Raw genomic sequence first — 23,680 nt, forward strand, 5'->3', positions numbered from 1 at the left:
AAACGTCATGCCAATGGTTCAACCAAAATCTCTGAAATACCGGGTGTGGGCAACTCATATCGGACTCTGCCTGTTTCTGGCGATGATCCTGTTCCCGCTGTTGATGATTATTGCCATCTCGCTCCGTGAAGGTAACTTTGCCAGCGGTGAGCTCATCCCGAGCAATCCGACGCTGGATCACTGGCGTCTGGCACTGGGCTTCTCGGTGACCAATGCGGACGGCAGTGTGACACCACCGCCGTTCCCGGTCCTGTTGTGGCTGTGGAATACCGTCAAAGTGGCCGGGATCACGTCGATTATCATCGTCGCGCTGTCAACCACCAGTGCTTACGCCTTTGCCCGCCTGCGTTTTAAAGGCAAGAGCACCATTCTGAAAGGGATGATGATCTTCCAGATGTTCCCGGCGGTTCTGGCGCTGGTGGCACTGTATGCCCTGTTTGACCGCTTAGGCCAGTACATTCCGTTCCTGGGGCTGAACACCCATGGTGGCCTGATCTTCTCCTATCTGGGCGGGATCGCGCTGCACGTGTGGACGATCAAAGGCTACTTTGAAACCATTGACGGCTCTTTGGAAGAAGCCGCGGCCCTGGACGGTGCAACACCGTGGCAGGCATTCCGCCTGGTGCTGCTGCCGCTGTCGGTGCCAATTCTGGCGGTGGTATTTATCCTGTCGTTTATCGGCGTGGTAACCGAAGTGCCGGTAGCCTCCCTGTTGCTGACCGATGTTGATAATTACACCCTGGCGGTGGGGATGCAGCAGTATCTGTATCCGCAGAACTACCTATGGGGCGACTTTGCTGCGGCTGCGGTTCTGTCGGCAATTCCAATCACCACAGTGTTCCTGCTGGCTCAGCGCTTCCTGGTGGGTGGCCTGACTGCGGGTGGGGTGAAAGGCTAATCACTTTTCACCGCTTGAACTGTCGTATTTCAAGGCTTACCTGGATGGTAGGCCTTTTTGATTTTCAGCTTTTTCAGATTATTACGACATATTCAGGTCCGGTTTGCCTTGGATGTCGATAATGAAGGCTGAGTTAATTGTTATCTTTATAAAATAGTTACAATTGCCGCATCTTTTTGTTTGAAACCGTGCATTGGGTTGCTAGTATAATGCGTAGAAGGCATTTATCCTGCTGCACACAGAATTGATAATAATAATGCCCACTTCACTTATGGTGGGCAACTCCCGGGTACAGTCCTGATGATGGTTTGGCCGCCGATCGATTAGGAATCCACTGTACTGCATTGATATTGGCGTTGCTGCATAGCTGGGCTTACGTTTGACTGCAAAGAAAAGGGTAAGTTGAATTAGTAACCGAAACCCGATGTGATTCATCGGGTTTTTTTATGCCCGGCGTTTGGCGGTGACGCGGACGACACCATATTGATAACGATTGGTATTAACTGCAGGTCTGGTTTCGGCCGGCTTTTTTGGCCTGATACAGCGCTTCGTCGGCGGCTTTCATCACAGCTGTTGGGTGCGTGTCGGGAAAGCTGTCGGCGACCCCGATGCTCACCGTGACCTGAACCGTGCCTTGATTGGTTTTCTTCCCGCGTTTCTTTCGGCCTTGCTGGTCTTCCCGAGGTCGGGTGTCATGCTGACGCAGTGTCATTTCGTAATCAGCAATGCTCTCTCGCAGCGCCTCCAGATGAGGAATGCACGCCTGTTTATCTTTACCCTTGAACAGGATGGTAAATTCCTCTCCGCCATAACGATACACTTCGGCACTCCCTTTGACCTGCTGCATCTTTCGTGCAACCAGCTTGAGGACATCATCGCCGGTTTTATGACCATAGGTATCATTGAAGGCTTTGAAGTGGTCAACATCCACCATCGCCAGGGTGTAGTTACGGCCCAGGTGTTTGAGCTCGGTTTCTAATGCCCGGCGACCGGGAATCCCGGTGAGTGGGTCGATATAGGCCAGCTCGTGGCTACAGCTGATGAGATTGAGCAGCAGGATCAGGCCCGTCAGGGAAAAGGCCACGGCAGAGATATACGCTTGTTGAAAGGTTACGAAGGTGATCCCGGCAAACAGCAAGCAGGTGAATACTGACTGATCATGACTCAGATTACGTTTGAGCACCGCTGAGCCGCAGGCGAGGGATGTCCCGAGATAGAGCAGGATCAGCAGCAGTGGTAAGGGGGACAGGGATTTCAGCGTATAGAAATAATTTTCCCAAAGTTGGGGCAGGGGGTGCTCGGCAAAATGGCTAACCACCAGGGCTCCCCAGCCCAATTGGGCGCACAGGAACAGTACATAGCCGGTGCCGAAGCGGGAAAATAATCGTCGTTCCGGTAGGATGTGGACCTGGAGCAGGTTCAGCGGCAGCAAGGTGGCTAACAGTAAGTAAATCAGCCGGGTTTGCGGTTCGCTGAGCGGGGACTGCAAATAATTCTGAATGATATAGAAAGCAATCATCATCATCATCGCCGTCAGGGCGGTTTTGCTCTGATTAAACGGCTGGCTGAGGAGGATGACTATGCCAAATAGCAGATAAGGGAGTACCAGCAACAGGTCCTGGTACCGAGCGAACACAGCCAGAACCGACTCTAATGACAGAAGCATGAAAGTCGCAACGACAAGCGGTGTGCTAAATCGCACGCCGGCGGTTCTGAGTTGGGTGAATGAGACGGTCGGCATAACTACAGGATTCTTGGTTCAGGTGCTCGGTATGATGCCCTTATCTTACGATTGTCCGCGTTTCGCTTAACTTGACAAGGATTTGAAAAGAAAAGGAAATAACTCTTTGACTTGGGCTTTGGACAAGCCTTCCACGCAAGCAATATTGCGTTCGGGGATCCCTTCCGGATCCGGGTAGTGTTTCAGCACTTTCTCAACGCTGGCTTCACGGATCAGGTGAAAGATCGGGAACGGCGAGCGGTTGGTCAGATTCTCAGCATCATCCGGGTGGGTGCCGTAGAAGCAGTAATTCGGATGGAAGCTCGCGACCTGGTAGGTGCCTTCTTTACCGAGCTGGTGCAACAGGGCGTCGACCAGGTCCAGAAACTGGTTGTAGTTCTCAAATTCAGAAAACAGCGACGGGGTGACAATCAGCGTGGTATCTAGCACGTCACTCGGCGTGTTATCCAGCGTTGTGATTTGCTGATAAATATCTTCCAACAAGTCGGCTTCGGTGTCGGTATCGCTGACGTGAATTTTAATCTGTTTGTTACGGTTGGGTTTGGCGGCAAACGGGCACAGGTTCAGGCCGATGACCACATCTTCCAGCCACTGTTGAACTTGCTGAATAACGTCTGATTTTGCGATGTCCGACATGGGTAACTCAATGTACTGCTAAAACAAGAGGAATGGGGTAAGAGTAACAATATTGGAGGAGAAAGAAAGCGGAACTGCTCGGAAGCGTTAAAAAAGGGCCGTTAAAAACCGGCCCTTGATAAAAAATAGACAGTGAGTCAAGCGATTAGGCTTTCTCTTCTGCCGGTTGCTCAGACTGTGGTTCATCCGCTTGTTGCGCTTCAACAAGTGGCGGGAACGCTTTGACCGGTTTGGCAACCAGCTGGCGTGTTGCAGCACGTACTTCAGCCAACTTCACTTCAAATATGTCGCCGAGCTGGAACTCGCGGACGTTATCGATGCTAATGATCCCCAGATCACCGTTACATTCGATGCGCTTCTTGTTGTCCAGGATCAGCGGACCCGGAATAAACGCCGCTGCCCCGTTTTCAATCAGGCGGACACGCATCCCGGCACGGTTGATGTCGAAGACTTCTGCGGTAAAGACAGTCTCTTCTTTGACGGCGTCTTTCAGTAGGCGTACATACAGCCAGTCGGCAACATCGCGCTCTGCCATACGGTGATGACGACGGTGGTTGGCAATTTCCTCGCCCACTTCATCATCGGGGATCTGGCTCGGCTCCTGTCCGCTGATAATGGCTTTCAGCAGGCGGTGGTTGATCATATCGCCGTACTTACGGATTGGCGATGTCCAGGTCGCGTAGACATCCAGACCCATGGCGTAATGCGGCGCCGGTTTGTTACCAACTTCGCTGTAGGCCTGGAACTTACGCAGACGGTTGTCCAGGTAAGTGGTTTCTTGTGCGTTCAGCCAGCGGCGCAGGGCACTGAAGCCATCCAGGCTCAGCAGTTGCTCTTTTTCGAATGGTGCCCCGGCTTCGGTCAGGAACTCCATCGCGGTATCCAGTTTTTCCGGATTAAAGCCGTTGTGGTAGTTGTACACCCCAAAGCCAAACTTGTCCTGAAGCACACGGCCGGCACAGATGTTGGCGGTGATCATGGCTTCTTCAATCATGCGGTTCGCAGTGCGGCGCGGATCTGTATGAATCGCGACCACATCGTTGTCTTCGCTCAGCTCAAAGCGGTAATCCGGACGGTCCGGGAAGACCACGGCGTTGTTGGCACGCCAGTCGCTACGGGCGTTAGCAAAACCGTGCAGGGCATCAATTTGCTGACGGATCACCTCGCTTGGCGCCCAACCTTCTGCATTGCCGTGCTCCAGCAGGTCAGAGACGTTGTCGTAAGAGAGGCGGCCCTGGGACTGGATCCAGGCAGCAAAGAATTCAATGTCGTCCTGAATCACACCATCTTTGTCGATGGTCACCTGGCAGCATAGTGCAGGGCGCTTTTCGCCCTCCATCAGAGAGCACAGCTCATCGCTCAGCTCACGTGGTAGCATCGGGATGTTACGGCCCGGCAGGTAAATGGTAAAGCCACGTTGGCGCGCTTCTTTATCCATCTGATCGCCAACCTCGATATAAGAGGTTGGATCGGCAATCGCAACGGTGAGTTCGAAGCTACCGTCTTCTTTCGCAACCGTATAGAGTGCATCGTCCATATCTTTGGTCGATTCACCATCAATCGTAATGAATGGCAGAGCGGTCAGGTCACGACGCTCCAGGCCTTCTTCCAGCATGTTCCAACTGTCCTGCGGTGCCGGCTCGGCATTTGGCAGGTTATGACGGGCCAGGGTAACCCACCATGGAGCAATTTTATCATTGCTGTCGGTGATCTTTTCTTTCACTTCGCAGAAGAAAGTTTTGTTGTCGCCGACCAGCGGGTGACGCGTCATGTTCGCAACAACCCAGTCGCCTTCTTTCAGCAACTCCGGGTTCAGGCCTTTCATGGCACGGGCTTTAATCGCATCTTTGAGCTGCGGGTGATCCGGCACAACATGAAGACGATCGCGGATCAGTTTGATGCGGCCGATAAAGCGAGTCATAAATTGCTCGACCAGCTCCTGCGGCTCTGCAACTTCACGCTCTTTTTCAGTCCGAATCACGGCAATGACACGATCGCCGTGCATGACGTTTTTCATGTAGTTCGGCGGAATGAAAAAGCTGTCTTTGCTGTTGTCAATCTCCAGAAAACCAAAGCCGCGGTCCGTGGCTTTAATGGTGCCTTCTTTCTTCGGCAGCGTTTCCTGAATTTGCTTTTTTAGCTGTGCTAATAGTGGATTGTCTTGAAACATTATACCCGGTCTCAGATTGTGAACCGACACACTATAAGGCCTTCGTGATTTAAAACCAAGGGTAATCCCCGGCAGAGTTGGTGAAGAATTCACCTGTCTCCTTGTTGAGATGCGGCCTATAGGTGCCTGCAAGTCCCGGGTGAGCTTGCTAATCTCAAGGGAGTGCGCGTTATTTGGTTCAATGTGAATATAATTGATTAAGAAATAGGTGTTTGAAAGTTAATTTGTGACAACGCTCAATTTTTTCTGGCATTTTATCAAGTAAACGCGCACAATACGCGCCTCAAAGTCGAGGCCCATGCTTGTGGTTGCTGTTGTAGAACCGTCTAAAGCAAAAGGGGCCCGTTTTTTTTAGATCACATATTGGGATCCCAATGCAAGAATCTGTTACAGAATTTCGCCAGTTAGATCTGGCCGACACACTACTATCCGCACTTGACACTATGGGCTTCGTTGCGCCGACTCCTATTCAGGCGGCGTCTATTCCTCTCTTGCTAACCGGTACTGATGCGCTGGGTAAAGCGCAGACGGGTACTGGTAAAACTGCGGCATTCTCTCTGCCGCTGCTGAACAAGCTGGATCTTGACCAGCGTAAACCACAAGCAATCGTGATGGCGCCAACGCGTGAGCTGGCAATCCAGGTGGCTGCTGAAATTAAAGTCCTTGGCCAAAACATCAAGGGCCTGAAGGTTCTGGAAATCTACGGTGGCGCATCGATCGTTGATCAAATGCGTGCGCTGAAATCAGGTGCACATATCGTGGTGGGTACACCAGGTCGTGTGAAAGATCTGATCTCCCGTGATCGCTTGCATCTGGACGAAGTGCATACTTTCGTGCTGGATGAAGCCGACGAAATGCTGAAAATGGGCTTCGTTGACGACGTGACCTGGATCATGGAGCAAGCGCCTGAAACAGCGCAGCGCGTACTGTTCTCCGCCACCATGCCGCCGATCGTGAAAGAAATTGTTGACCGCTTCCTGCGCGAGCCTGCGCGTATCGATGTTGCCGGCGAAAACCGTACAGTTTCAAAAGTTGAGCAGCAATTCTGGGTCGTGAAGGGCGTCGAGAAAGACGAAGCCATGATGCGTCTGCTGGAAACAGAAGATACGGATGCGTCTATCGTTTTCGTTCGTACCCGTCAGGATACTGAGCGTCTGGCGGACTGGCTGTCTGCCCGTGGCTTTAAAGCGGCTGCCCTGCACGGTGATATCCCGCAATCACTGCGTGAGCGTACCGTTGAGCACATCAAGCGCGGCGTGATTGATATCCTGGTTGCGACCGACGTGGTTGCTCGTGGTCTGGATGTGCCGCGTATTACGCACGTATTCAACTACGACATTCCGTTCGATGTTGAGTCATACATTCACCGTATCGGTCGTACCGGCCGTGCAGGTCGTACCGGTAAAGCGATTCTGTTGGTTCGTACCAACCAGATCCGCATGCTGCGTACCATCGAGCGTGTGACCAAGTCTCGCATGGAAGAAATCCAACTGCCGCTGCGTGACGTGGTTGCCGCGTCTCGTCTGAGCCGTCTGGGTGAAGAGCTGGAAGCACAGAAAGAAGAAGCGAGCCTGGAATCTTTCGTTGAGCTGGTTGAGAAGCTGCAGGAAGGCATTGAAGTTGATGCGACCACCCTGGCTGCGATGCTGCTGAAACGTCAGCAGGGCAACCGTCCGCTGTTCTATAAAGGCCCGGACCCGATGATTGCGGCCATTGAGCGTGAGAAGCAGCGTCGTGACCGTCGCCGCGACGAGCGTGGTGGTGAACGCGGTGAACGTGGTGAGCGCCGTGAGCGTCGTTCATTCAACACCGCTGACTGGGATACGTACCAACTGCAAGTTGGCCGTGAGCAGGGTGTTCAGGTGAAAGATATCGTTGGCGCTATTGCGAACGAGCTGGGTCTGAACAAAGACAGCATCGGTGCGATCAAACTGGCCCCTGAGCACACGTATGTTCAGTTGCCGAAGAAGATGACCAACGAAGTTGTCTCACAGCTGAAGAAACTGCGTATTCGCCAGAAAGAAGCGCAAGCGGTTGTGGTTGAAGATGACGTGCTGCGTGAGCACCGTCGTGGTGGCCGTGATGGTAACCGTGGTGGTTTCCGTGGCAACGGTAACCGTGAAGGTGGTCGTGGTCGTCGTGACGGTGAGCGTCGCTTTGACCGTAACCGTGGTGGTGATCACCGTGGCAGCTACCGTGGTGAGCGTAACCATGGCAACGGTAATGACCGTCGTCGCGGTGAGCGTAGCAGCAAGCCACGTTTCGAAGCTTAAGTTGCATTGCGTGATCACACGCTAGCGAACGAAACATGAAAGCCAAGCCGGTCAGTTTACTTGACCGGCTTTTCTATATCTGCAAGATGTGCGGGTGAGGCTATGGTGGCATCAGTGATGCGGCTGTATAAACTCACGAATGGATTGATATGTCATATCACACGCGTTCGGCACCAGTGTTTCCAGGTTGAGGTAGGCGTGAATCATGTCTTTCAGATGTAAGTGCTGGCAGGGAATGCCGGCTCGTTGCAACCGTAACCGGTAGTGTAGGCCATCATCTTTGATGGGACAGAAACCGGCGGTGATGACCAGGGTTTCCGGGTGGTTGAGGTTGATCTCTCCATACAATGGGGACACTGACTCCCGGCATTCCCGCTGTTGCAAGTATTGCTGGAAATACCAGTCAATCTTTTTCGTCTCCAGCACGTAGCCAGTGCTGTTCTCACGTAATGAATCGGCGGTCAGAGTATAGTCCAGGCTGGGATAAATCAGGACCAGCTTATCCACCTTCGGGAATGAATTTGGCCGGGGAGAGCCTTGTGCTGTTCCTTGGGACGACGACTGCGACTGGATGACGGTAGCGGCGAGGGCACCGCCGGCTGAATCACCTGCCAGAATCACTTTATTTCGATAACGGCACTGATAGTGATCCAACGTTGGAAACAATTGGCAGAGGCTGAGAGAAGCATCCGTCAATCCGGCCGGGTATGGGTGCTCCGGAGCAAGCCGGTAATCAATACTCACAACGATGGCCTGGCTATAGTGTGCAAGTTTCCGGCAAATCGGGTCGTAAACATCAAGATCACCGCACATATGACCACCACCATGGAAAAATAGCATCACCGGGAGTTCGCTATCGGGCTCAGGGTGGTAGATACGGCAGGGGATTGCGCTTTGGCTGATGGTGCCGTCAACGACTCGGGCGATATCGGGAGCATGGGGAACAAACTGGGCGGTGAGCCCGGCCAATCCTTGACGGGCTAATGCCGGACTTGGTGCGATCCCGGCTTGCTCAGACTGGCGTAGCAGGGTGTTGAACTGCTCAAGCCAGATTTGTAGTGGTTGAGGAAGCGTGGCCATCGTAAATTCCTTTTTTTCGGATGGATTCTATTTCTGGGACCCGCTTAATGAGATAGTCCTTAAAATTCGCGCAGCGGGCCGGCATGTATTTTCGAGGTTTAAAGTATAAGTTGAGTTCGAATTCGCTGCTAATGTAATTTTTCAGCACCGGCACCAGATGACCCCGGGCGATGTCTTTGCTGATCAGGCTGATTGGCAGATAGGCGACCCCGCCACTGGCCAAAGCGATATTTTTCAGAATTTCACTGTCATCGGCTTCGACTGTCTGGGCAATTTCTACCGAAGTACATTCACCATCAAGTTCAAAGATCCAGCGGTTGCCGCCGACCAGGCTGCTGGCATACAAGCACAGGTGCTGTTTGAGGTCGTCCGGAATTTTCGGCTCACCAAACTGTTCGATATACGTCGGCGAGCAGCAGGCCATCAAAGGCTCTCGTAGCAAGGAGCGTTTGACCAGCAGGCTGTCTTTGTCCTGAAAGCCGCGATAGGTGGCATTGGCTCGAATCGCGAAATCTACCTCATGGACGTGGTCGACTTCAAAGGCAGTTTCCAGCACCACAAAGTTAATTGACGGGTGCTCGGTTAGGTATTCACCGATGATTGGGCTGAGATAGTGTTTCGCGAACAAGGGGGTGCTGGCCAGGCGGATGGTGCCGCGATCTTCACTGCTCATGTTCTGAACTTCATTGAAGATGTCGTCAATTTCGCTATGGATCCGGGTAAATCGATCATAGAGCCGTTGACCGGCCTGGGTCGGACTGATTTTACGGGTGGTTCGTCTGAGCAGGCTAACGCCCATACTCTCTTCCAGTTCATTCAGCCAACGACTGGCAGCGGATGCCGAAATCCCGTTTTGTTTAGCAGCTTCACTGATCGAACCTGACCGTACGACATGAATAAAAAAGACAACCTTGTCTAGCATGTTCAGCCCTAGTGAATATTTAGTCACCACCCAGTTATAGCAAACGAGCGTTTGAGAAACCAATGAAATCACTGTGACATCAAAATCTTGCTATTACTTCATCCCTAATACGAAAAGGTGATTTGCAACAATGTTGGTAATGGTATTGCATATTTCATCTAAGATAGGGGGAAATAACGGAGTTAGTGACGAAAAGTGTTTCCCACGCTGTTCACTTTCTGGATGTCATACCTGGTACAGGTATTAAGGATGAGGGAAATGATGCTGAAAGATAAAATTTGTGTTGTAACCGGTGGCGCGCAGGGGATTGGCCGTTGCATTGTGGAAACGTTTGCAAACCAAGATGCAAAAATGGTGTATGCCTGCGATATGAATACATCGGACATGACGGATCTGGAGTCGCAATTTGCGAATGTTCGTGCGATTGAGCTCAATGTGTGTGATCGCTCGAGCATCGTTCATTTTGTTGAGCAGGTTAAAACGGAATTTGGCCGCATTGATGTGCTGGTGAACAACGCTGGGATCACCCGGGATAACCTGATTGAGAAAATGACCGAGGAAGAATGGGATTTGGTCGCCGATGTGAATCTCAAAGGGGTCTTTAACATGACGCAGGCCGTGGCACCCCTGATGATGGACAATGGCAAAGGCTCAATTATTACCATGTCTTCCATTGTCGGCACAGACGGTAACATCGGCCAGAGCAATTATGCAGCGACCAAAGGCGGCGTAATTGCCATGACCAAAGGCTGGTCGAAAGAGTTTGCCCGCAAAGGTGCGGAGGTACGGGCAAACTGCATTGCCCCCGGATTTATCGAAACACCGATGACCGTAGATCTGCCGGAGAAAGTGCTGGATTATATGAAAGGAAAAACGGCTCTGAAGCGGATGGGGAAACCCCTGGACATCGCTGAGGGAGCTTTATTCCTTGCCAGTGACCGCTCGGCCTTTATTACCGGGCAGACGTTGAAAATTGATGGCGGGTTGGTGATCTAACAGCAGGCTTGCAGCCTTTAGGCTCGCTGTTTTCAAACACAAAAGCCACAGGTTCAAGTCCGTGGCTTTTGTGTTCCCGGCATTTGATCATTACAGCTGTGATTCCGCCAAGAGCGCCATAGTTCTACCAAGAACTCGGTTGCAGTAACCAGGCCTGTTTATTTTCCAACTGGCTGGCAGGTCAGCGTTTCACTGAGCCAGGTCACTCTGGCTTCCCCCTGATGCTCCCAGTACTCGACATTACGGCCGGTGTATTTGCTGCCGCTGGCAGCAGGGGCGATGAGAGCAATGACTTGATCATCCCCCCAGGTCAAGACGGCACTGTGCGGATCGGTTTGCGAGTAGAATACGGCGGTGAACGGTTTGTCCGTTTCATTGCACTTGAACGCGACCGGTTCAGGAACCTCCAGCAGGCCGCCGGTAATTTGTAATTCTACAATCCGGTTTTTGTATTCTGATTCAACACAGGCTTTTTTGTCATCGGCTTTCCAGCAATCATTGCGGCCTTTGATCCAGCCTCGCTGCATCGCTTTGGCCGTTGCTTGCTCTGACTGCGGATAGTTTGCCATCGCGGCCGGGAAGACTTCTGCCATGTGCCGGTCCAGCGTGGCGAGATCATCCTCCTGACAGATCAGCTCCTCAATGGTGCCGGATGCCTGACTGCAGTCAAAGCTGGGGGTTGCGGCCAGTGCGGCGCCTGGCAACGCGGAAACAGAAAGCCCGGCACAGAGCAGAACGGGGAAAGTCAGTGGTTTATTCATAGTAACCTCATTGAACAGCATGGGGAGAATGGCAATAAGTATGGAAGCAGGCCAGACAGAATGAAAGCGGGCAATGGGATGTTAGCCGCTTCTGTATCGAAGCGGCTGGATAGCGTTAGGGGGTGAGTGTCTTGACGCTGTCACGGACCATCAGGGTCGGTTCCAGTTGGATCACCTGGTTGGTTGTCCGTTTGTTCTGGATTTTATCCAGTAGGGTATCGACCGCTTGTTGCCCTAAGCGGTGCTTGGGCTGGTGGATTGTGGTCAGGGAGGGTGTGATATATTTTGCCAGCTTGATGTCGTCATAGCCTACAATCGACAGATCGTCCGGGACCCGGATCCCTTTTTTGTGCGCGGTGTTGATCACGCCCATCGCCATCATATCGTTACAGACAAACAGGGCTGTCGGCAGTGGGCCGCGTAGATACAATTCATTGAAAGCCGCTTCTCCGCCTTCGCACTCGAAACTACCGGCAATGATCCAGTCCGGATTGATGATCAGCCCGGCTTCTTCCATTGCTTGAGTAAAACCAGACAGGCGCTGCTGTGCCGTCAGTTTATCCAATGGCCCGGTCAGGCAGCCGATTTGGGTATGGCCCTGTTCAATCAAGTGGCGAGTGGCCAGATAGCCGCCATGATGCGAGTTATCCTGGATTTTGTCACTCGGGAAGTCGGTTGGTCCCCAGTCCATGACCACAGTTGGCACCGGCTGGTGACGGCCGAACAGATCAAATGACTTTTCTTCGACTTCGCTGCACATCAGCAGCAGGCCGTCGACCCGCTTTTGCAGCAGGGTATCGAGGTTGGCGTGCATGCGCTCGATATCCCCTTCGGTATTACACAGGATCAGGTTATAGCCGTGCTGATAGCAGCGGCGTTCAACACCCTTGACTACTTCACCGTAGAAGGGATTGGTCGAGGTGGTGACCAGCATCCCGAAGGTGCGGGTATGGTTGACTTTCAGACTGCGTGCCAGGGCTGACGGGGCGTAGTTGAGTGCTTCAACCGCCGCCATGACCCGGGTAGAAATGTCTTCACTGACAAAGCGAGTTTTATTCAGCACGTGGCTGACGGTTGAGGTCGAGACCCCGGCCTGTTTTGCCACATCTTTGATTGTCGCCATAATGACTCCCTGAACGCTCTCGTGAATAGGAGAGCAGCCTGCCGCCAAGGCCGTCGTTTCGGCATCGGGCAGGCGGTTCAATTAATGTTCCATCAGAAAACGTTCGACTTCGCGCCGATATGGAATAGATGTTTGTGCCCCCATGCGGGTCACAGAAATCGCCGCCGCAGCATGGGCAAAACGAATCGCTTTGTCCAGCGTGATGCCTTCTTGCATCGCCGTCAGCAGGGCGCCGTTGAAGGTATCGCCGGCAGCTGTGGTATCGCAGGCTTCGACACGGAACCCCGGCACTTGGCGACCCTGGCCCTGCTCACTGATCCACACACCCTGGCTGCCGAGGGTGATCATGACTTGCGGGATCCCTTTGCCGTGCAGGATATCGGCAGCCTGTTGGGCCGAAGCGGTGTCTGTTACCTGAATGCCCGTCAGCAGCTCGGCTTCGGTTTCATTCGGGGTGATGAGGTCGACCAGTTGCAGCAACTTATCTGAGAGTGCTCGGGCCGGCGCCGGATTGAGCACGACCCGGGTACCGGATTGTTTGGCAATACGGGCTGCCGACTCGATAGTTTCTACCGGTGTTTCAAGTTGCATCAGTAAGGTATCGGCTTGTTCAATCAGCGGTTGGTGCGGGAGGAGGCGCTCGGGTGTCAGTCGGGCGTTGGCTTCCGCGGAAATACAGATACTGTTCTCGCCGGTTTCGGCAACCTGGATCATGGCAATGCCGGTTGGTATATCGGCTTCAATCATCACCGCATCAGTGTTGATGCCCTCACGGGCAAAGGTTTCACGCATCTCGTGGCCGAAGCTGTCATCGCCGACACAGGCGATAAAGGCGATGTCTGCCCCCAGACGCGATGCAGCGACCGCCTGGTTCGCGCCTTTGCCCCCCGGGATCACCTGATAGGTATGACCGTGTAATGTTTCTCCCGGGCGCGGGAACGAGGCGACTTGCAGCACATGGTCGGCATTGACACTGCCGAGGACGACTAATTTGTTCATAGTGAAACCTTTATAATTTTATACTTGCCGTGACAATCGGGCCAAAATCTATGGGTTAACCGGGCGCTGGCGTGGCTAAACCATACACACTGGGTGGATGACAGGGCAGGTATCCGGGTGGCACCGGGACACCTGCCTGTGGATTTTACTGAGTGATCACTTTCAGTGGTACCGGAATGTTGGCTTCAACTTGCTCACCTTTCAATACCTTATCGGCAGTTTCGACGCCCAGCGCACCAATCAGGTCGGGTTGTTGCGCGATGGTGGCACCCAGCTTGCCGCGTTTCACTGCTGCAATGCCGTCATCTGTGCCGTCGAAGCCGACAATCAGCACCTCTTTGCCTGATGCCTGAACCGCACGCAGGGCACCGAGTGCCATTTCGTCATTCTGGGCGAATACGGCCTGGACATCCGGGTTGGCAGCCAGCATGTTTTCCATCACGTTGAGGCCCTTGGTGCGGTCAAAGTCAGCCGGCTGGCTGGCCAGCAGGTTCAGTTCGTTGGTTTTCACGGCGTTCATGAAGCCCTGACCACGTTCACGGGCAGCAGAGGTACCGGCAATCCCTTCCAGTTGGATTACCCGGGCTTTCTCGCCGACTTTTTCCATGATGAACTGACCGGCCATTTCACCCCCGGCAACGTTATCTGATGCGATATGGCTGACCACTTTGCCCCGGCTCGCGCCGCGATCCAGGGTCAGGACCGGGATCTCAGAGCGGTTGGCCATGCGAATGGCATTCGAGACTGCATCGGAGTCCGTCGGGTTGATCAGGATGGCTTTGACGCCGCGCACGGTCAGATCTTCGATGTTCGACAGCTCTTTGCTCGGATCGTTTTGTGAATCCAGCACAATCAGTTTGTAACCCAGCTCCTGTGCTTTGGCTTCCGCGCCTTCTTTCATGGTGACAAAGAATGGGTTGTTCAGGGTGGAGACGACCATGGCCATGGTGTCCTGGGCAGCCGCAGTGGTGCTGAACGAGGCGGACAGGACGGCAGCAGAGATAAGGGTGGCTAACTTTTTCATTGTGATTTCCTTCTACAGTTGTCGGGTGATTGCGGGCCGGGGGAAGCCCGCAGTGCCGGCCGAAACCGGCGTCAGAGGTTACTTGTTTTTGTTATCGACCATGACCGCCAGCAGGATCACGCTTGCTTTGGCAATCATTTGGTAATAGGACGAGACGTCCAGCAGGTTGAGGGCGTTGTTCAAAAAGCCGATGATTAGCGCGCCGATCAAGGTGCCCATGATGCGGCCTTTACCGCCGGCTAAACTGGTGCCGCCAAGAACAACTGCGGCGATGGCATCCAGCTCGTAGCCCATCCCGGCAGTCGGCTGCGCTGACGAGAGGCGAGAGGTGACAATGATCCCGGCCAGGGCTGCCAACAGGCCGCAGATGGCGTAGACACCAATCTTGACGCGATCCACGTTGATCCCGGACAGGCGTGTAGCGGATTCGTTGCCGCCCAGCGCATAAACATAGCGGCCAAAGCGGGTGTGGTTCAGCAGGTACCAGATCGCAGCAAAAACAATCACCATCAGCCAGATTGGCACCGGGATCCCCAGCGCGTAGCCGGTTCCGAACCAGGCAAAGTTGTCAGCCACATCGGTAAAGCCTGTCGATACCGGGCGGCCATCGGTGAAGACCATGGTCACACCGCGCAGCAGGGTCATGGTGACCAGCGTTGCAATGAAGGCCTGAACCTTGCCTTTGGCAATGATGACCCCACTGATGGCGCCGAGCGCAGCACCGGCCAGCAGGGCTGTCGGTACCGCCACCATCACCGGTACTTCCATGCCAATCAGGGTTGCGGCAAAGGCCCCGGCCAGAGCCAGAACGGAGCCGACGCTGAGATCAATCCCGGCGGTCAGGATCACCAGGGTCATCCCGACGGCGATAATGGCATTGACCGAGGTCTGGCGAAGAATGTTGAGAATATTGTCGAGGGTAAAGAAGTTCGGGTTCAGAAATGACACCACGACAATCAGAAAGATCAGCGCGATCAGGGACTTTTGTTCTATCAACCAGGCTTTACTGAACAGCTTTTTGCTGCCGTTGGTCGGGGAGTTGGACATTGCGTTGGTGCTCATGCTGCTACCTCATTGATCTGTTTGCCCACCGCACAGGCAAGTAGTTTTTCTTGGTCGGCCTCTGAAGCCTTGAATTCGCCGCTGATCCGGCCTTCGTGCATCACCAGGATCCGGTCACTCATCCCCAGTACCTCAGGCATTTCCGAAGACACCAGGATGATGCTCATCCCTTCCGCTTTAAACTGGTTAATTAGCTGATAAATCTCTTTTTTAGCACCGACGTCTACGCCGCGGGTCGGTTCGTCAAGGATCAGTACTTTGGGCTTGGTCATCAGGCCCTTGGCAATCGCAACCTTCTGCTGATTACCGCCCGACAGGTTGCCGATGATTTGATCCCGGCTCGGGGTTTTGATGTTAAACAGACGAATGAAGTCTTCGACGGCTGTCACTTCTTCGCTGTGATCGAGTTGGATCCCTTTTGACAGCTGGTCCAGCGCACAGATCGACATGTTTTCCTTGACCGACAACCCCAGCACCAGGCCATCACCTTTTCGATCTTCGGAGATGTAGGCGATCCCGTGAGCTAGGCCTTCCTGTGGGGTGGTCGGATTGATTGGTTTGCCATCCAACAGGATATCGCCGGACTCCCGGGGCAGGGCGCCGTAGATGACTTTCATCAGCTCGGTGCGACCCGCACCCATCAGGCCGGAAATCCCGAGGATTTCACCGCGATCTAAGGTGAAGCTGATCTTGTTTAATCCGGAGCCGCTGAGGTTTTTGACTTCGAGGCAAGTGGTGCCGTGCTGAACATCGATTCGGGGGTACTGATCATCCAAGCGGCGACCGACCATCATTTCAATCAGGGTGTCTTCATCGGTGTCAGCGACTGCGCGCTCGCCGATGAACTTGCCGTCACGCAGCACCGTAATGTCGTCACAGATTTCAAAAATCTCTTTCAGGCGATGAGAGATATAGACAATCCCGCAGCCCTCATCGCGCAACTCGTTGATCACCTTGAACAGGGACTCGGTTTCAGTATCGGTCAGGGCGTCGGTCGGCTCATCCATAATGATGACCTGGGATTCAAAGGAGAGCGCTTTGGCAATCTCGACCATTTGCTGCTCACCCAGGCTCAGCTCGCCCAGCGGTGTCCGGGCACTGTGCTTTACGTTCAAGCGTTGCAGCAGGGCATCGGCATCGCGATACATTTTGCCCCACTGGATCCCGCCGAAAGTGCCGGTCGGCTCGCGGCCCAGAAAAATATTTTCGGCAATGGTCAGTTCCGGGATGAGGTTCAGTTCCTGGTGGATGATGCTGATCCCGGCTTCCTGGGAGTGGCGTGGTCCGTTGAAGTGAACCGGCTGGCCCTGGTAGTGAATTTCACCGGCGTCCATGGCATAGATGCCGGTCAGGGTTTTCATCAGGGTCGATTTACCGGCCCCGTTTTCACCCATCAAGGCCATCACCTTGCCCGGATATACATTGAGGCTGGCGTGATCCAGGGCCTTCACACCCGGGAATGCTTTTTCGATGCCTTGTAGCGCGAGAATTGGCTGTTTCATGTCATTTCCTTGCAGCTCAGCAAAAAGTCGGGTTAAAACACCACGCCAGACTGAAAAATCACATTGGCGTACGGGGTGCACTCGCCGGTGCGGATCACCGCTTTACTCGCGCGGGTCTTGGCCTTGAATGCCTCGTGGCTGATATAGGAGACCGTAATTGCCTTATCAGTCTGTTGCTCTTCCTGGTGGATCAGGGCCAGCAGTGCCTGATGGTGTTCCGGGCTTACCTCGGCAAATTCTTCAGCTATGACGGCGCCTTCAATCTGCATTTCGCTTAATACCGCTTTGATGGTGTCGATGAATGCCGGAACACCCGGGATCAGTGCCAGATCGATACGCTGGGTTTCTGCCGGGATTGGCAGCCCGGCATCGCAGATGGTCACTTCATCCGTGTGGCCGAGGGTTGCAATCAGATGGGACAATTCGGCATGAATCAGAGCGCTTTTTTTCATGGTGGCACCTTAATCAGTCGTGTCGTGTGAGTGAGCCTAAGCACGACTCGTGTGACGACAGTTGTTGTTTTTATAGCCATCGAAACGATTACGCAAACGTTTCGATGGCTTGAAATGTAGATCGAAACGTTTCGATGATCATCGTTTTCCCCGACAAAATGTGACATATATCAGAACTCGACCGGATAATTTGCACAAAAGGAGGGAGCGATCACAGACCAGGGGGATGACAGGGCAGTGACATGCGGCAGAGAAATGTCATTTAATGTAAATTGTTGCAGGGGCGATTGGTTAGAAGCAGAAAAAGCCTTATCATGAACGCTTTGACCGTATTTGTCTGAAAAATGATTCCCGGCTATGGTATTTTCTGAAATGAACATGCTCCCTGCTTTGCTGGTCACAGCGCCTGCTTTGGTGTTGTGTCTGATGATCGGACTCAAAACACGAAAAACCTGGATGGCGAGACTTTCTCTGATTGGGCTTACGTTTGCTTTGGTCTTGCTGGTGAGTTCGGTGTATATGGATTATCAGTATTTCGAGGATTGCCTGCTGCCGAACTCAGAGTTTGATATCTTCCTGGAGGACTGTATTTCGCTGCATTAACAGAGAGTGGCTATGATCACCTGAGTGGAAGCAAAGTATGCCATTGCCGGCTGATCTGTGGCCAGCGGTTGGTTGTCTTCCAGGCTGTAATCAATCAGCGCGCAAATCTCATCCTGCTCATCCAGTTTGAGCAGCACTTCTGCTGTCCCCCCATCTTGCTGAACTGCAGAAACAACCCCTTGCAGGCAGTTATCCCAAACCGGTTCAATATTAATGGCTTCATTCGGTGCTTGCGGACGAATGTGAATCGCGGGCCCCTTGATGAGCGCAATGACATCCTTTTCGGGAGCTAATTCCAGCCGTTGGGTGCTGCCGTGGGTGATCGTCGCGCAAAGTTGCTGGCCGCTTTTCAGGGCAATCCAGACCTTGTCGTGCAGGCTGTGGCGCTCAATGTGACTGATAGTGCCAAATAGCTGATTTCGTGCGCTTGTCTGGAGTGAAAATTTGGTCATTACCCCCAAAAGACTGTGCAGCGGGGCATCGGGATCATTCAAGGCTTTCAGGCCCATGTTCTGAATGGTATCGAGCAAGTCATACATTTGCACCAGGCGGCTGCCAAATTCGGTGAGCGCTGCGCCGCCGCCACCTTTGCCGCCTTTTTCGCTGGCAATCAGCGGTGTATCAGCGCGCTTATTCATGTCCTTGATCGCATCATAAGCGGCTTTGTAGCTGATCCCGGCCTGTTTGGCACCCTGGCTGATTGAACCGGTTTGTTGGATGGCCTTCAATAGGGCAATCCTGCGGGGGTTGGCAAACACTTTACCGTTTTCAGAGAGCGTCAGCAGGGCGTCAAAGTCCATGGAGTACCAGTTTGTTTGTTCAGGAGCGGAATGCCGTTTGATTATAACAATGAAGGTATTGATTTGAATATAAAAAAGCTGCGTGTGAGCTTCTTTGGAATTCGACCCGGTATTTCATGTAATCAATGGCACCTTCGGGCTGGAGTGTGCCAGAATAACCCTTTTGGACAATTGATAGAGGATACATGGCAGTACTCGATATTTTAGCAGCGCCGGATAGTCAGCTGCGAAGTCAGGCCGTTGAGGTGAAAGATATTGATGCGGTTCAGCCATTCATTGATGACCTGCTGGAGACGATGTATAGCACCCCGAATGGGATTGGCCTGGCTGCAACTCAGGTTGGGCGAACCGAAGCCATTGTGGTTATTGACATTTCTGAGCAGCGCAATGAGCCGCTGATCCTGGTAAACCCGAGAGTTGTTCACGGGGAAGGGGAGTCGGTGGGGCAGGAAGGTTGTCTGTCGGTGCCCGGCTATTATGCGGATGTCCCGCGCTTTACCAAGGTAACGGTGGAAGCGCTGGATCGCCATGGCCAGCCGATCATACTGGAGCGCGATGATTTTCTCGCGGTGGTGATGCAGCATGAAATTGATCATTTGCTGGGTAAGCTGTTTATTGATTATTTGTCGCCGTTGAAAAAGCAAATGGCGCTCAAGAAAGTCAAAAAGCATTTGAAGAACATGGGATAGCGATGGCCTGAAACAAGGCCGCGAGAGCCAGGGCTCTCGCGGTTGTGATAATGTCTGGCAGCTAGTTGTCGCATCGTAGTCAGCCGCTTTAAGGTCGGCTGGACGTCAGGCGGACATCTGTTTCGGCCAGCATGACCGGGGTAAAGGTTAGTTGCTCCAGCTCAGGGTGCATTTCTCTGAGTAAAGGCTGATCGCGCTGTTGTGCGTCACTGTAGGTGATGTAGCCATAGCCGCTGGGGTATTCGATGTTCCATAGCTTACTTTTGGCAACCAGGCTGGACGTAATAAACTGGCCGATATAGGTTACCTGGCCGGGTGCGATGGTGAACACCAATCCCAGCTCTTCGGAAGATTTAGAGCGAATTGACTTGTTACCGTTGCTGCCCTTAAAGCCGATCGAAAAGAGTTCATACTCGCCGGCCGGTAACGGTAGGTAGAACAGCTGGCCTTTCAGGGTTTCACTGTCAAAATCTGTGTCTTCGTGGTTACTGGCGACGGTCAGGAAGGCATCGTCGCCACGTTGACGAATATAGAGGGTGGTGATCAGGCCTTCTCCCGAAGCGGGCCATACGGTGGTCGCGCTCAGACTTCCGGCTAAAAATCCGACGGGCTGCTCTTCAGTCGGTTCGTACTTTTCAGGCAGTGAAACGTAAACGCCGCTGCTACAGCCAATGAGTAACTGGCTGATAAGAATGAAAATGAAGACTCTCATCGGATTGCGATCCCTGCGCTGTTCTGGAAATACTATGTCAGTGTGTTAGCGACTTGTCTTACCGCTATTCAGTGACAACAACGCCTCTATATATGCCACATATTGTATTAAGTATCACTGAGTAAATGCGTTTTGCTGCTTTTTAAGGTCAGATTTATGAGGTTGTACACGAAAATTCTGGTGGGGTCTTACATCATGCCTGTTTGGCTGAGAGGGGACTCTGATGCTAAGTGCTTCAGTAAAAAAAGGAAAATACAGAGAGAAAGGTCAAAAAATCAATCAGCCTGTGTGTCATCGCCAGGCTGATTGAAGCGAATGGGGGATCAGGACTTATTTTTAAGTTTGTCTGTATCGATCACATTCTTAAACTTGCCGGCTTTACTCAGCAGGTAGTCGACGTCTGGCGGGAAGTCCTTATTGGACTTGGCATGCTTCATCATATCAAACACGGTAAATTCGGTCAGAATGGCATATTGATAGGATGAAAACTCGCCGTTGGCTTGCAAGGTCGGATCAAAATACTGATCACCTTTGCGAATAATGGCATGGTCAACGATAGGGTCTTCGCAACGATAACCCAGGACATAGCGATCGCCTTTGCCGTAGATAACATTCATATAGCTGTTATAAAAGCACTCGCCTTCTGTTGCGGTGCAGCTTTCCAGAGCCGCTTCATCCAAGGCCGAGACCGTTACAATCCGAATTTTATCTGCTTTATAGTTTAACGCTGTCAGTTGGCGACGTACTTCGTCAAGGTTTACATCTGTCACTTCTTTTACCGTCTCTAACAAAAAACGGCGGTATTATACCTCTCCCTCTGAAAAATGACACGGTAACACATGGCAAGAACCTGAGGATTGGGGCGAAAAGCCGTGGGTTGACAATCACCTGAAGCTTCTTGCCATCAAACGATGATAAGAAATGGCATTTTTTTATAGATATAGATATTTAAATGAGATTTATTTTCAATTAAGATGACATCCGTTTACTTGAGCAAGCTGGACGTAGAAGCTTGTAATTTCAGTAAAATTCACTCAGTGAATTTTTAATTTGCGTGCATTCCCGTAAAAGATGAATTGCCAGATGAACTTAAAGAAATCCAGTCTCGCGCTGATCATGATCAGCCTGAGTGCCGGCGCACAAGCCGATAGTCTCGATACTGCCCGAGCCATTGAAAGCAAAACCAATGCAGCGTCGGTTTACAGCCAGAAGAAAATTGACAAAAGTGCTGAGGCGGCACTTGCGATGAAAGCGGAAGTTGAAATGCTTCAGGAAGAAGTGAAGAACCTGGAGGTTTACCGCGACCACCTGGCCCGGCTGGTAGCCAGCCAGGACGCCGAAGTGGACAGCTTGAACCATCAAATCGTCGGTATTCAGGAAACCCGACAGGGGGTGGTGCCGCTGATGTACAAGATGATTGACGGGCTGAAGCAAATCGTGGCAACCGATAAGCCGATTCGTCAACAACAGCGTCTGGCCCGGGTGGCCAAACTTGAATTTATGATGGCGCAAGCAGATGTCAGTGATGCTGAGAAATATCGCCGGATCCTGGAAGCTTACCAAATCGAGATGGACTACGGCACCAAACTGGGTGTATTCCAAGGGCCGCTGGCACTGTCGGAGCAGGAATCGATAGAAGCGGATCAATTGTATCTGGGCCGGATTTCACTGGTTGCCCGCAGCCTGGATGGCACCCGCTACTGGGCCTGGAATGACACCAGCGACAGCTGGCAGAGCCTGGATAACCAAATGGCGGCGGATGTGGACAAGGCCTTTGCGATTGCGACCAAACAAGCTGCACCAAGCCTTGTGACCTTACCTGTTTCTGTGAACGTGGAGAGCAACTAAATGAAGATCAAAGCGTTAGCAGCAGCACTCTGCCTGTTCACCCTGCCGGTTACAGCGATGGCGAATACTGAGCTGGTCGACAAGACCCGCCAAGCGCAGCAGGTGCAAAAAGCACATAATGCTGAGCGTGAAGCCGGCTTTAAGCAAACGGAAAAAGAGATCCGGGCACAGCTGAATGCGTTGAAGGCGAAGAAAAAGCAGCTGCAGCAGGAAACGGATCAGCTGAGCGAAACCTTCAGCGACAATGAAAACAAGCTGGCTCAGCTGGAAGAACAACTGCGACTGGAAACCGGGAGCCTGGGAGAGTTGTTTGGCGTGGTGCGTCAATCCGCCAAAGAGCTGGACTCCGAAATGGAATTTTCGGTGACCGGGGCTGATCGGCATGCCTTCAAAGATGTTGTCGAAGAAGTGGTTGAAGCCAAAGCACTGCCGTCTTTGTCCCAGCTAACTGCCTTATGGCAGGGCATGAGCGATCAAATTACCGCCAGTGCAGAAATGCGTAAAGTGACCGTCCCTTTTATTAATGGTGAAGGCTATCAGTCGGATGTTCAGGCTTATCGCCTGGGGAGCATCGGTCTGATTGGTGAGCAGGGCTATCTTGCCTGGGACGGCAAGCGTCAGGTCGCCACGCCTTATCTGAAACAGCCGGAGCACGGGCCATTATTTGGCACCCTATCACCGCTAATGGACTCCGGGATACAGGCGGCTGTCGTCGACCCGTCTCGCGGGATCATGCTGGAACAGCTGGCCAACACACCGGAGCTGAAAGATCGGATCGAGCACGGCGGTGTGGTCGGCAAGATCATTCTGGGTCTGCTGGCCGTTGGGGTGGTGATTGCGCTGTTCCGCGGCATCAAGCTGCTGGTGATCCGTCAGCAAATCAAATCACAGCTGAAGACTCCGGCACAACCGGGGAATAACCCACTGGGCCGGGTGCTGAGTGTATACGACAAAGAGCAGAACCGTTCGGTGGAAGCTCTGGAACTGCGCCTGCTCGAAACGATTGTTGACGAGCAGCAGGGCCTGGAGAAAGGTCTGTCGATGCTGAAACTCCTGGCGGCGCTGGCGCCGATGCTGGGTCTGCTGGGCACCGTGACCGGGATGATTGAAACCTTCCAGGTGATCACCCAGTTTGGCAATGGCGATCCGACCGTGATGGCCGGCGGGATCTCAATGGCGCTGGTCACTACCGTGCTGGGCCTGATTGCGGCAATGCCGCTGCTGTTGGCGCACAACGTGCTCAGCACCCAGGCCGAAACGATCCGTAATATCCTGGAGAAGCAGGGGATTAGCCTCGTTGCCGCACAAGCAGAACAAGCAGGAAGTGCAGCCTGATGGAAACATCACTATTTGAACTACCCATATTGCAGACCCTCGGTGTTGAAGGTT

Annotated in this window: 23 protein-coding genes; 7 read left to right on the top strand and 16 right to left on the bottom strand. The window is 52.9% G+C overall.

From position 1 onward, the window contains the following. Positions 1 to 7 precede the first annotated feature (7 nt). Positions 8 to 898 (top strand): maltose ABC transporter permease MalG, encoded by an 891-nt coding sequence (malG, locus tag NNL38_RS23025; RefSeq protein ID WP_255391205.1) that lies wholly within the window; start codon positions 8 to 10, stop codon positions 896 to 898. 499 nt (positions 899 to 1,397) lie between these two features. On the opposite strand, the gene NNL38_RS23030 is transcribed toward malG, so the two are convergent. The 3 genes from NNL38_RS23030 to NNL38_RS23040 all read right to left on the bottom strand — a co-directional run bounded on the left by NNL38_RS23030 (position 1,398) and on the right by NNL38_RS23040 (position 5,445). Then, positions 1,398 to 2,564, bottom strand: a complete 1,167-nt coding sequence (locus NNL38_RS23030; RefSeq protein ID WP_255391206.1) for a GGDEF domain-containing protein — start codon at positions 2,562 to 2,564, stop codon at positions 1,398 to 1,400. Positions 2,565 to 2,705: 141 nt separating this feature from the next. Further along, on the bottom strand, positions 2,706 to 3,275 hold the full coding sequence (locus NNL38_RS23035; RefSeq protein WP_255391207.1) for a DUF1415 domain-containing protein: 570 nt from the start codon (positions 3,273 to 3,275) through the stop codon (positions 2,706 to 2,708). Positions 3,276 to 3,420: 145 nt separating this feature from the next. After that, a complete protein-coding gene (locus NNL38_RS23040) occupies positions 3,421 to 5,445 on the bottom strand; it encodes an exoribonuclease II (RefSeq protein ID WP_255391208.1) in 2,025 nt (674 codons plus the stop codon). A 374-nt stretch (positions 5,446 to 5,819) separates the two neighbouring features. On the opposite strand from NNL38_RS23040, the gene NNL38_RS23045 reads away from it, so the two are divergent. Then, the gene (locus tag NNL38_RS23045; protein WP_255391209.1) at positions 5,820 to 7,718 is read left to right on the top strand and encodes a DEAD/DEAH box helicase; all 1,899 of its coding nucleotides are present in this window, start codon (positions 5,820 to 5,822) and stop codon (positions 7,716 to 7,718) included. A 111-nt stretch (positions 7,719 to 7,829) separates the two neighbouring features. Here the strand turns inward: NNL38_RS23045 and NNL38_RS23050 are convergent, their stop codons facing one another. Together NNL38_RS23050 and NNL38_RS23055 are read right to left on the bottom strand one after the other, a co-directional pair. Next, positions 7,830 to 8,798, bottom strand: a complete 969-nt coding sequence (locus NNL38_RS23050; RefSeq protein WP_255391210.1) for an alpha/beta hydrolase — start codon at positions 8,796 to 8,798, stop codon at positions 7,830 to 7,832. Continuing rightward, positions 8,761 to 9,720 (bottom strand): LysR family transcriptional regulator, encoded by a 960-nt coding sequence (locus NNL38_RS23055; protein WP_255391211.1) that lies wholly within the window; start codon positions 9,718 to 9,720, stop codon positions 8,761 to 8,763. The genes NNL38_RS23050 and NNL38_RS23055 overlap by 38 nt, the downstream gene beginning before the upstream one ends. Positions 9,721 to 9,981: 261 nt before the next feature. On the opposite strand from NNL38_RS23055, the gene fabG reads away from it, so the two are divergent. Then, positions 9,982 to 10,716, top strand: coding sequence for a 3-oxoacyl-ACP reductase FabG (gene fabG / locus NNL38_RS23060; RefSeq protein WP_255392316.1), 735 nt, complete (start codon positions 9,982 to 9,984; stop codon positions 10,714 to 10,716). A gap of 158 nt (positions 10,717 to 10,874) precedes the next feature. Here the strand turns inward: fabG and NNL38_RS23065 are convergent, their stop codons facing one another. From NNL38_RS23065 to NNL38_RS23100, 8 genes are all read right to left on the bottom strand, one after another. Beyond that, positions 10,875 to 11,477, bottom strand: coding sequence for an MliC family protein (locus NNL38_RS23065; protein ID WP_255391212.1), 603 nt, complete (start codon positions 11,475 to 11,477; stop codon positions 10,875 to 10,877). 115 nt (positions 11,478 to 11,592) lie between these two features. Continuing rightward, positions 11,593 to 12,600 carry a substrate-binding domain-containing protein gene (locus NNL38_RS23070; protein WP_255391213.1) on the bottom strand — a complete coding sequence of 336 codons (1,008 nt, stop codon included), beginning with the start codon at positions 12,598 to 12,600 and terminating at the stop codon, positions 11,593 to 11,595. Positions 12,601 to 12,681: 81 nt separating this feature from the next. After that, entirely contained in the window at positions 12,682 to 13,599 is a 918-nt protein-coding gene (gene rbsK / locus NNL38_RS23075; protein ID WP_255391215.1) for a ribokinase, read from the bottom strand. 145 nt (positions 13,600 to 13,744) lie between these two features. Further along, on the bottom strand, positions 13,745 to 14,623 hold the full coding sequence (gene rbsB / locus NNL38_RS23080) for a ribose ABC transporter substrate-binding protein RbsB (protein WP_255391216.1): 879 nt from the start codon (positions 14,621 to 14,623) through the stop codon (positions 13,745 to 13,747). Positions 14,624 to 14,701: 78 nt separating this feature from the next. Then, positions 14,702 to 15,685 carry a ribose ABC transporter permease gene (rbsC, locus tag NNL38_RS23085; RefSeq protein WP_439651403.1) on the bottom strand — a complete coding sequence of 328 codons (984 nt, stop codon included), beginning with the start codon at positions 15,683 to 15,685 and terminating at the stop codon, positions 14,702 to 14,704. Next, entirely contained in the window at positions 15,682 to 17,187 is a 1,506-nt protein-coding gene (gene rbsA / locus NNL38_RS23090) for a ribose ABC transporter ATP-binding protein RbsA (protein WP_255391217.1), read from the bottom strand. The genes rbsC and rbsA overlap by 4 nt, the downstream gene beginning before the upstream one ends. A 32-nt stretch (positions 17,188 to 17,219) precedes the next feature. Then, positions 17,220 to 17,639, bottom strand: a complete 420-nt coding sequence (rbsD, locus tag NNL38_RS23095; RefSeq protein WP_255391218.1) for a D-ribose pyranase — start codon at positions 17,637 to 17,639, stop codon at positions 17,220 to 17,222. A 170-nt stretch (positions 17,640 to 17,809) separates the two neighbouring features. Continuing rightward, entirely contained in the window at positions 17,810 to 18,019 is a 210-nt protein-coding gene (locus NNL38_RS23100) for a hypothetical protein (protein WP_255391219.1), read from the bottom strand. Here NNL38_RS23100 and NNL38_RS23105 point away from each other — a divergent pair. Then, on the top strand, positions 18,012 to 18,242 hold the full coding sequence (locus NNL38_RS23105) for a hypothetical protein (RefSeq protein ID WP_255391220.1): 231 nt from the start codon (positions 18,012 to 18,014) through the stop codon (positions 18,240 to 18,242). The two genes, NNL38_RS23100 and NNL38_RS23105, sit on opposite strands and share 8 nt — an antisense overlap. On the opposite strand, the gene NNL38_RS23110 is transcribed toward NNL38_RS23105, so the two are convergent. Beyond that, positions 18,239 to 19,042 carry a TOBE domain-containing protein gene (locus NNL38_RS23110; RefSeq protein WP_255391221.1) on the bottom strand — a complete coding sequence of 268 codons (804 nt, stop codon included), beginning with the start codon at positions 19,040 to 19,042 and terminating at the stop codon, positions 18,239 to 18,241. The genes NNL38_RS23105 and NNL38_RS23110 overlap by 4 nt on opposite strands. A gap of 185 nt (positions 19,043 to 19,227) precedes the next feature. On the opposite strand from NNL38_RS23110, the gene def reads away from it, so the two are divergent. After that, entirely contained in the window at positions 19,228 to 19,731 is a 504-nt protein-coding gene (gene def / locus NNL38_RS23115; RefSeq protein WP_255391222.1) for a peptide deformylase, read from the top strand. 88 nt (positions 19,732 to 19,819) lie between these two features. On the opposite strand, the gene NNL38_RS23120 is transcribed toward def, so the two are convergent. Continuing rightward, positions 19,820 to 20,443: a hypothetical protein gene (locus tag NNL38_RS23120; protein ID WP_255391223.1), complete on the bottom strand. Its 624-nt coding sequence runs from the start codon at positions 20,441 to 20,443 to the stop codon at positions 19,820 to 19,822. 323 nt (positions 20,444 to 20,766) lie between these two features. Further along, entirely contained in the window at positions 20,767 to 21,213 is a 447-nt protein-coding gene (locus NNL38_RS23125) for a hypothetical protein (RefSeq protein WP_255391224.1), read from the bottom strand. Between the two features lie 313 nt (positions 21,214 to 21,526). Between NNL38_RS23125 and NNL38_RS23130 the strand changes: the two genes are divergently transcribed. Beyond that, positions 21,527 to 22,291 carry a DUF3450 domain-containing protein gene (locus NNL38_RS23130; protein ID WP_255391225.1) on the top strand — a complete coding sequence of 255 codons (765 nt, stop codon included), beginning with the start codon at positions 21,527 to 21,529 and terminating at the stop codon, positions 22,289 to 22,291. Next, entirely contained in the window at positions 22,292 to 23,626 is a 1,335-nt protein-coding gene (locus NNL38_RS23135; protein ID WP_255391226.1) for a MotA/TolQ/ExbB proton channel family protein, read from the top strand. It abuts the gene before it with no gap. The last annotated feature ends 54 nt before the right edge of the window (positions 23,627 to 23,680 follow it).

The sequence above is a fragment of the Photobacterium atrarenae genome (assembly GCF_024380015.1).
GTDB lineage: Bacteria > Pseudomonadota > Gammaproteobacteria > Enterobacterales > Vibrionaceae > Photobacterium > Photobacterium atrarenae.

Excerpts from the sequence above, each read along its gene's own strand:
- malG (WP_255391205.1), top strand. The coding sequence starts at position 8 with ATGCCAATGGTTCAACCAAAATCTCTGAAATACCGGGTGTGGGCAACT.
- NNL38_RS23030 (WP_255391206.1), bottom strand. The coding sequence starts at position 2,564 with ATGCTTCTGTCATTAGAGTCGGTTCTGGCTGTGTTCGCTCGGTACCAG.
- NNL38_RS23035 (WP_255391207.1), bottom strand. The coding sequence starts at position 3,275 with ATGTCGGACATCGCAAAATCAGACGTTATTCAGCAAGTTCAACAGTGG.
- NNL38_RS23040 (WP_255391208.1), bottom strand. The coding sequence starts at position 5,445 with ATGTTTCAAGACAATCCACTATTAGCACAGCTAAAAAAGCAAATTCAG.
- NNL38_RS23045 (WP_255391209.1), top strand. The coding sequence starts at position 5,820 with ATGCAAGAATCTGTTACAGAATTTCGCCAGTTAGATCTGGCCGACACA.
- NNL38_RS23050 (WP_255391210.1), bottom strand. The coding sequence starts at position 8,798 with ATGGCCACGCTTCCTCAACCACTACAAATCTGGCTTGAGCAGTTCAAC.
- NNL38_RS23055 (WP_255391211.1), bottom strand. The coding sequence starts at position 9,720 with ATGCTAGACAAGGTTGTCTTTTTTATTCATGTCGTACGGTCAGGTTCG.
- fabG (WP_255392316.1), top strand. The coding sequence starts at position 9,982 with ATGCTGAAAGATAAAATTTGTGTTGTAACCGGTGGCGCGCAGGGGATT.
- NNL38_RS23065 (WP_255391212.1), bottom strand. The coding sequence starts at position 11,477 with ATGAATAAACCACTGACTTTCCCCGTTCTGCTCTGTGCCGGGCTTTCT.
- NNL38_RS23070 (WP_255391213.1), bottom strand. The coding sequence starts at position 12,600 with ATGGCGACAATCAAAGATGTGGCAAAACAGGCCGGGGTCTCGACCTCA.
- rbsK (WP_255391215.1), bottom strand. The coding sequence starts at position 13,599 with ATGAACAAATTAGTCGTCCTCGGCAGTGTCAATGCCGACCATGTGCTG.
- rbsB (WP_255391216.1), bottom strand. The coding sequence starts at position 14,623 with ATGAAAAAGTTAGCCACCCTTATCTCTGCTGCCGTCCTGTCCGCCTCG.
- rbsC (WP_439651403.1), bottom strand. The coding sequence starts at position 15,685 with ATGAGCACCAACGCAATGTCCAACTCCCCGACCAACGGCAGCAAAAAG.
- rbsA (WP_255391217.1), bottom strand. The coding sequence starts at position 17,187 with ATGAAACAGCCAATTCTCGCGCTACAAGGCATCGAAAAAGCATTCCCG.
- rbsD (WP_255391218.1), bottom strand. The coding sequence starts at position 17,639 with ATGAAAAAAAGCGCTCTGATTCATGCCGAATTGTCCCATCTGATTGCA.
- NNL38_RS23105 (WP_255391220.1), top strand. The coding sequence starts at position 18,012 with ATGAACATGCTCCCTGCTTTGCTGGTCACAGCGCCTGCTTTGGTGTTG.
- NNL38_RS23100 (WP_255391219.1), bottom strand. The coding sequence starts at position 18,019 with ATGTTCATTTCAGAAAATACCATAGCCGGGAATCATTTTTCAGACAAA.
- NNL38_RS23110 (WP_255391221.1), bottom strand. The coding sequence starts at position 19,042 with ATGGACTTTGACGCCCTGCTGACGCTCTCTGAAAACGGTAAAGTGTTT.
- def (WP_255391222.1), top strand. The coding sequence starts at position 19,228 with ATGGCAGTACTCGATATTTTAGCAGCGCCGGATAGTCAGCTGCGAAGT.
- NNL38_RS23120 (WP_255391223.1), bottom strand. The coding sequence starts at position 20,443 with ATGAGAGTCTTCATTTTCATTCTTATCAGCCAGTTACTCATTGGCTGT.
- NNL38_RS23130 (WP_255391225.1), top strand. The coding sequence starts at position 21,527 with ATGAACTTAAAGAAATCCAGTCTCGCGCTGATCATGATCAGCCTGAGT.
- NNL38_RS23135 (WP_255391226.1), top strand. The coding sequence starts at position 22,292 with ATGAAGATCAAAGCGTTAGCAGCAGCACTCTGCCTGTTCACCCTGCCG.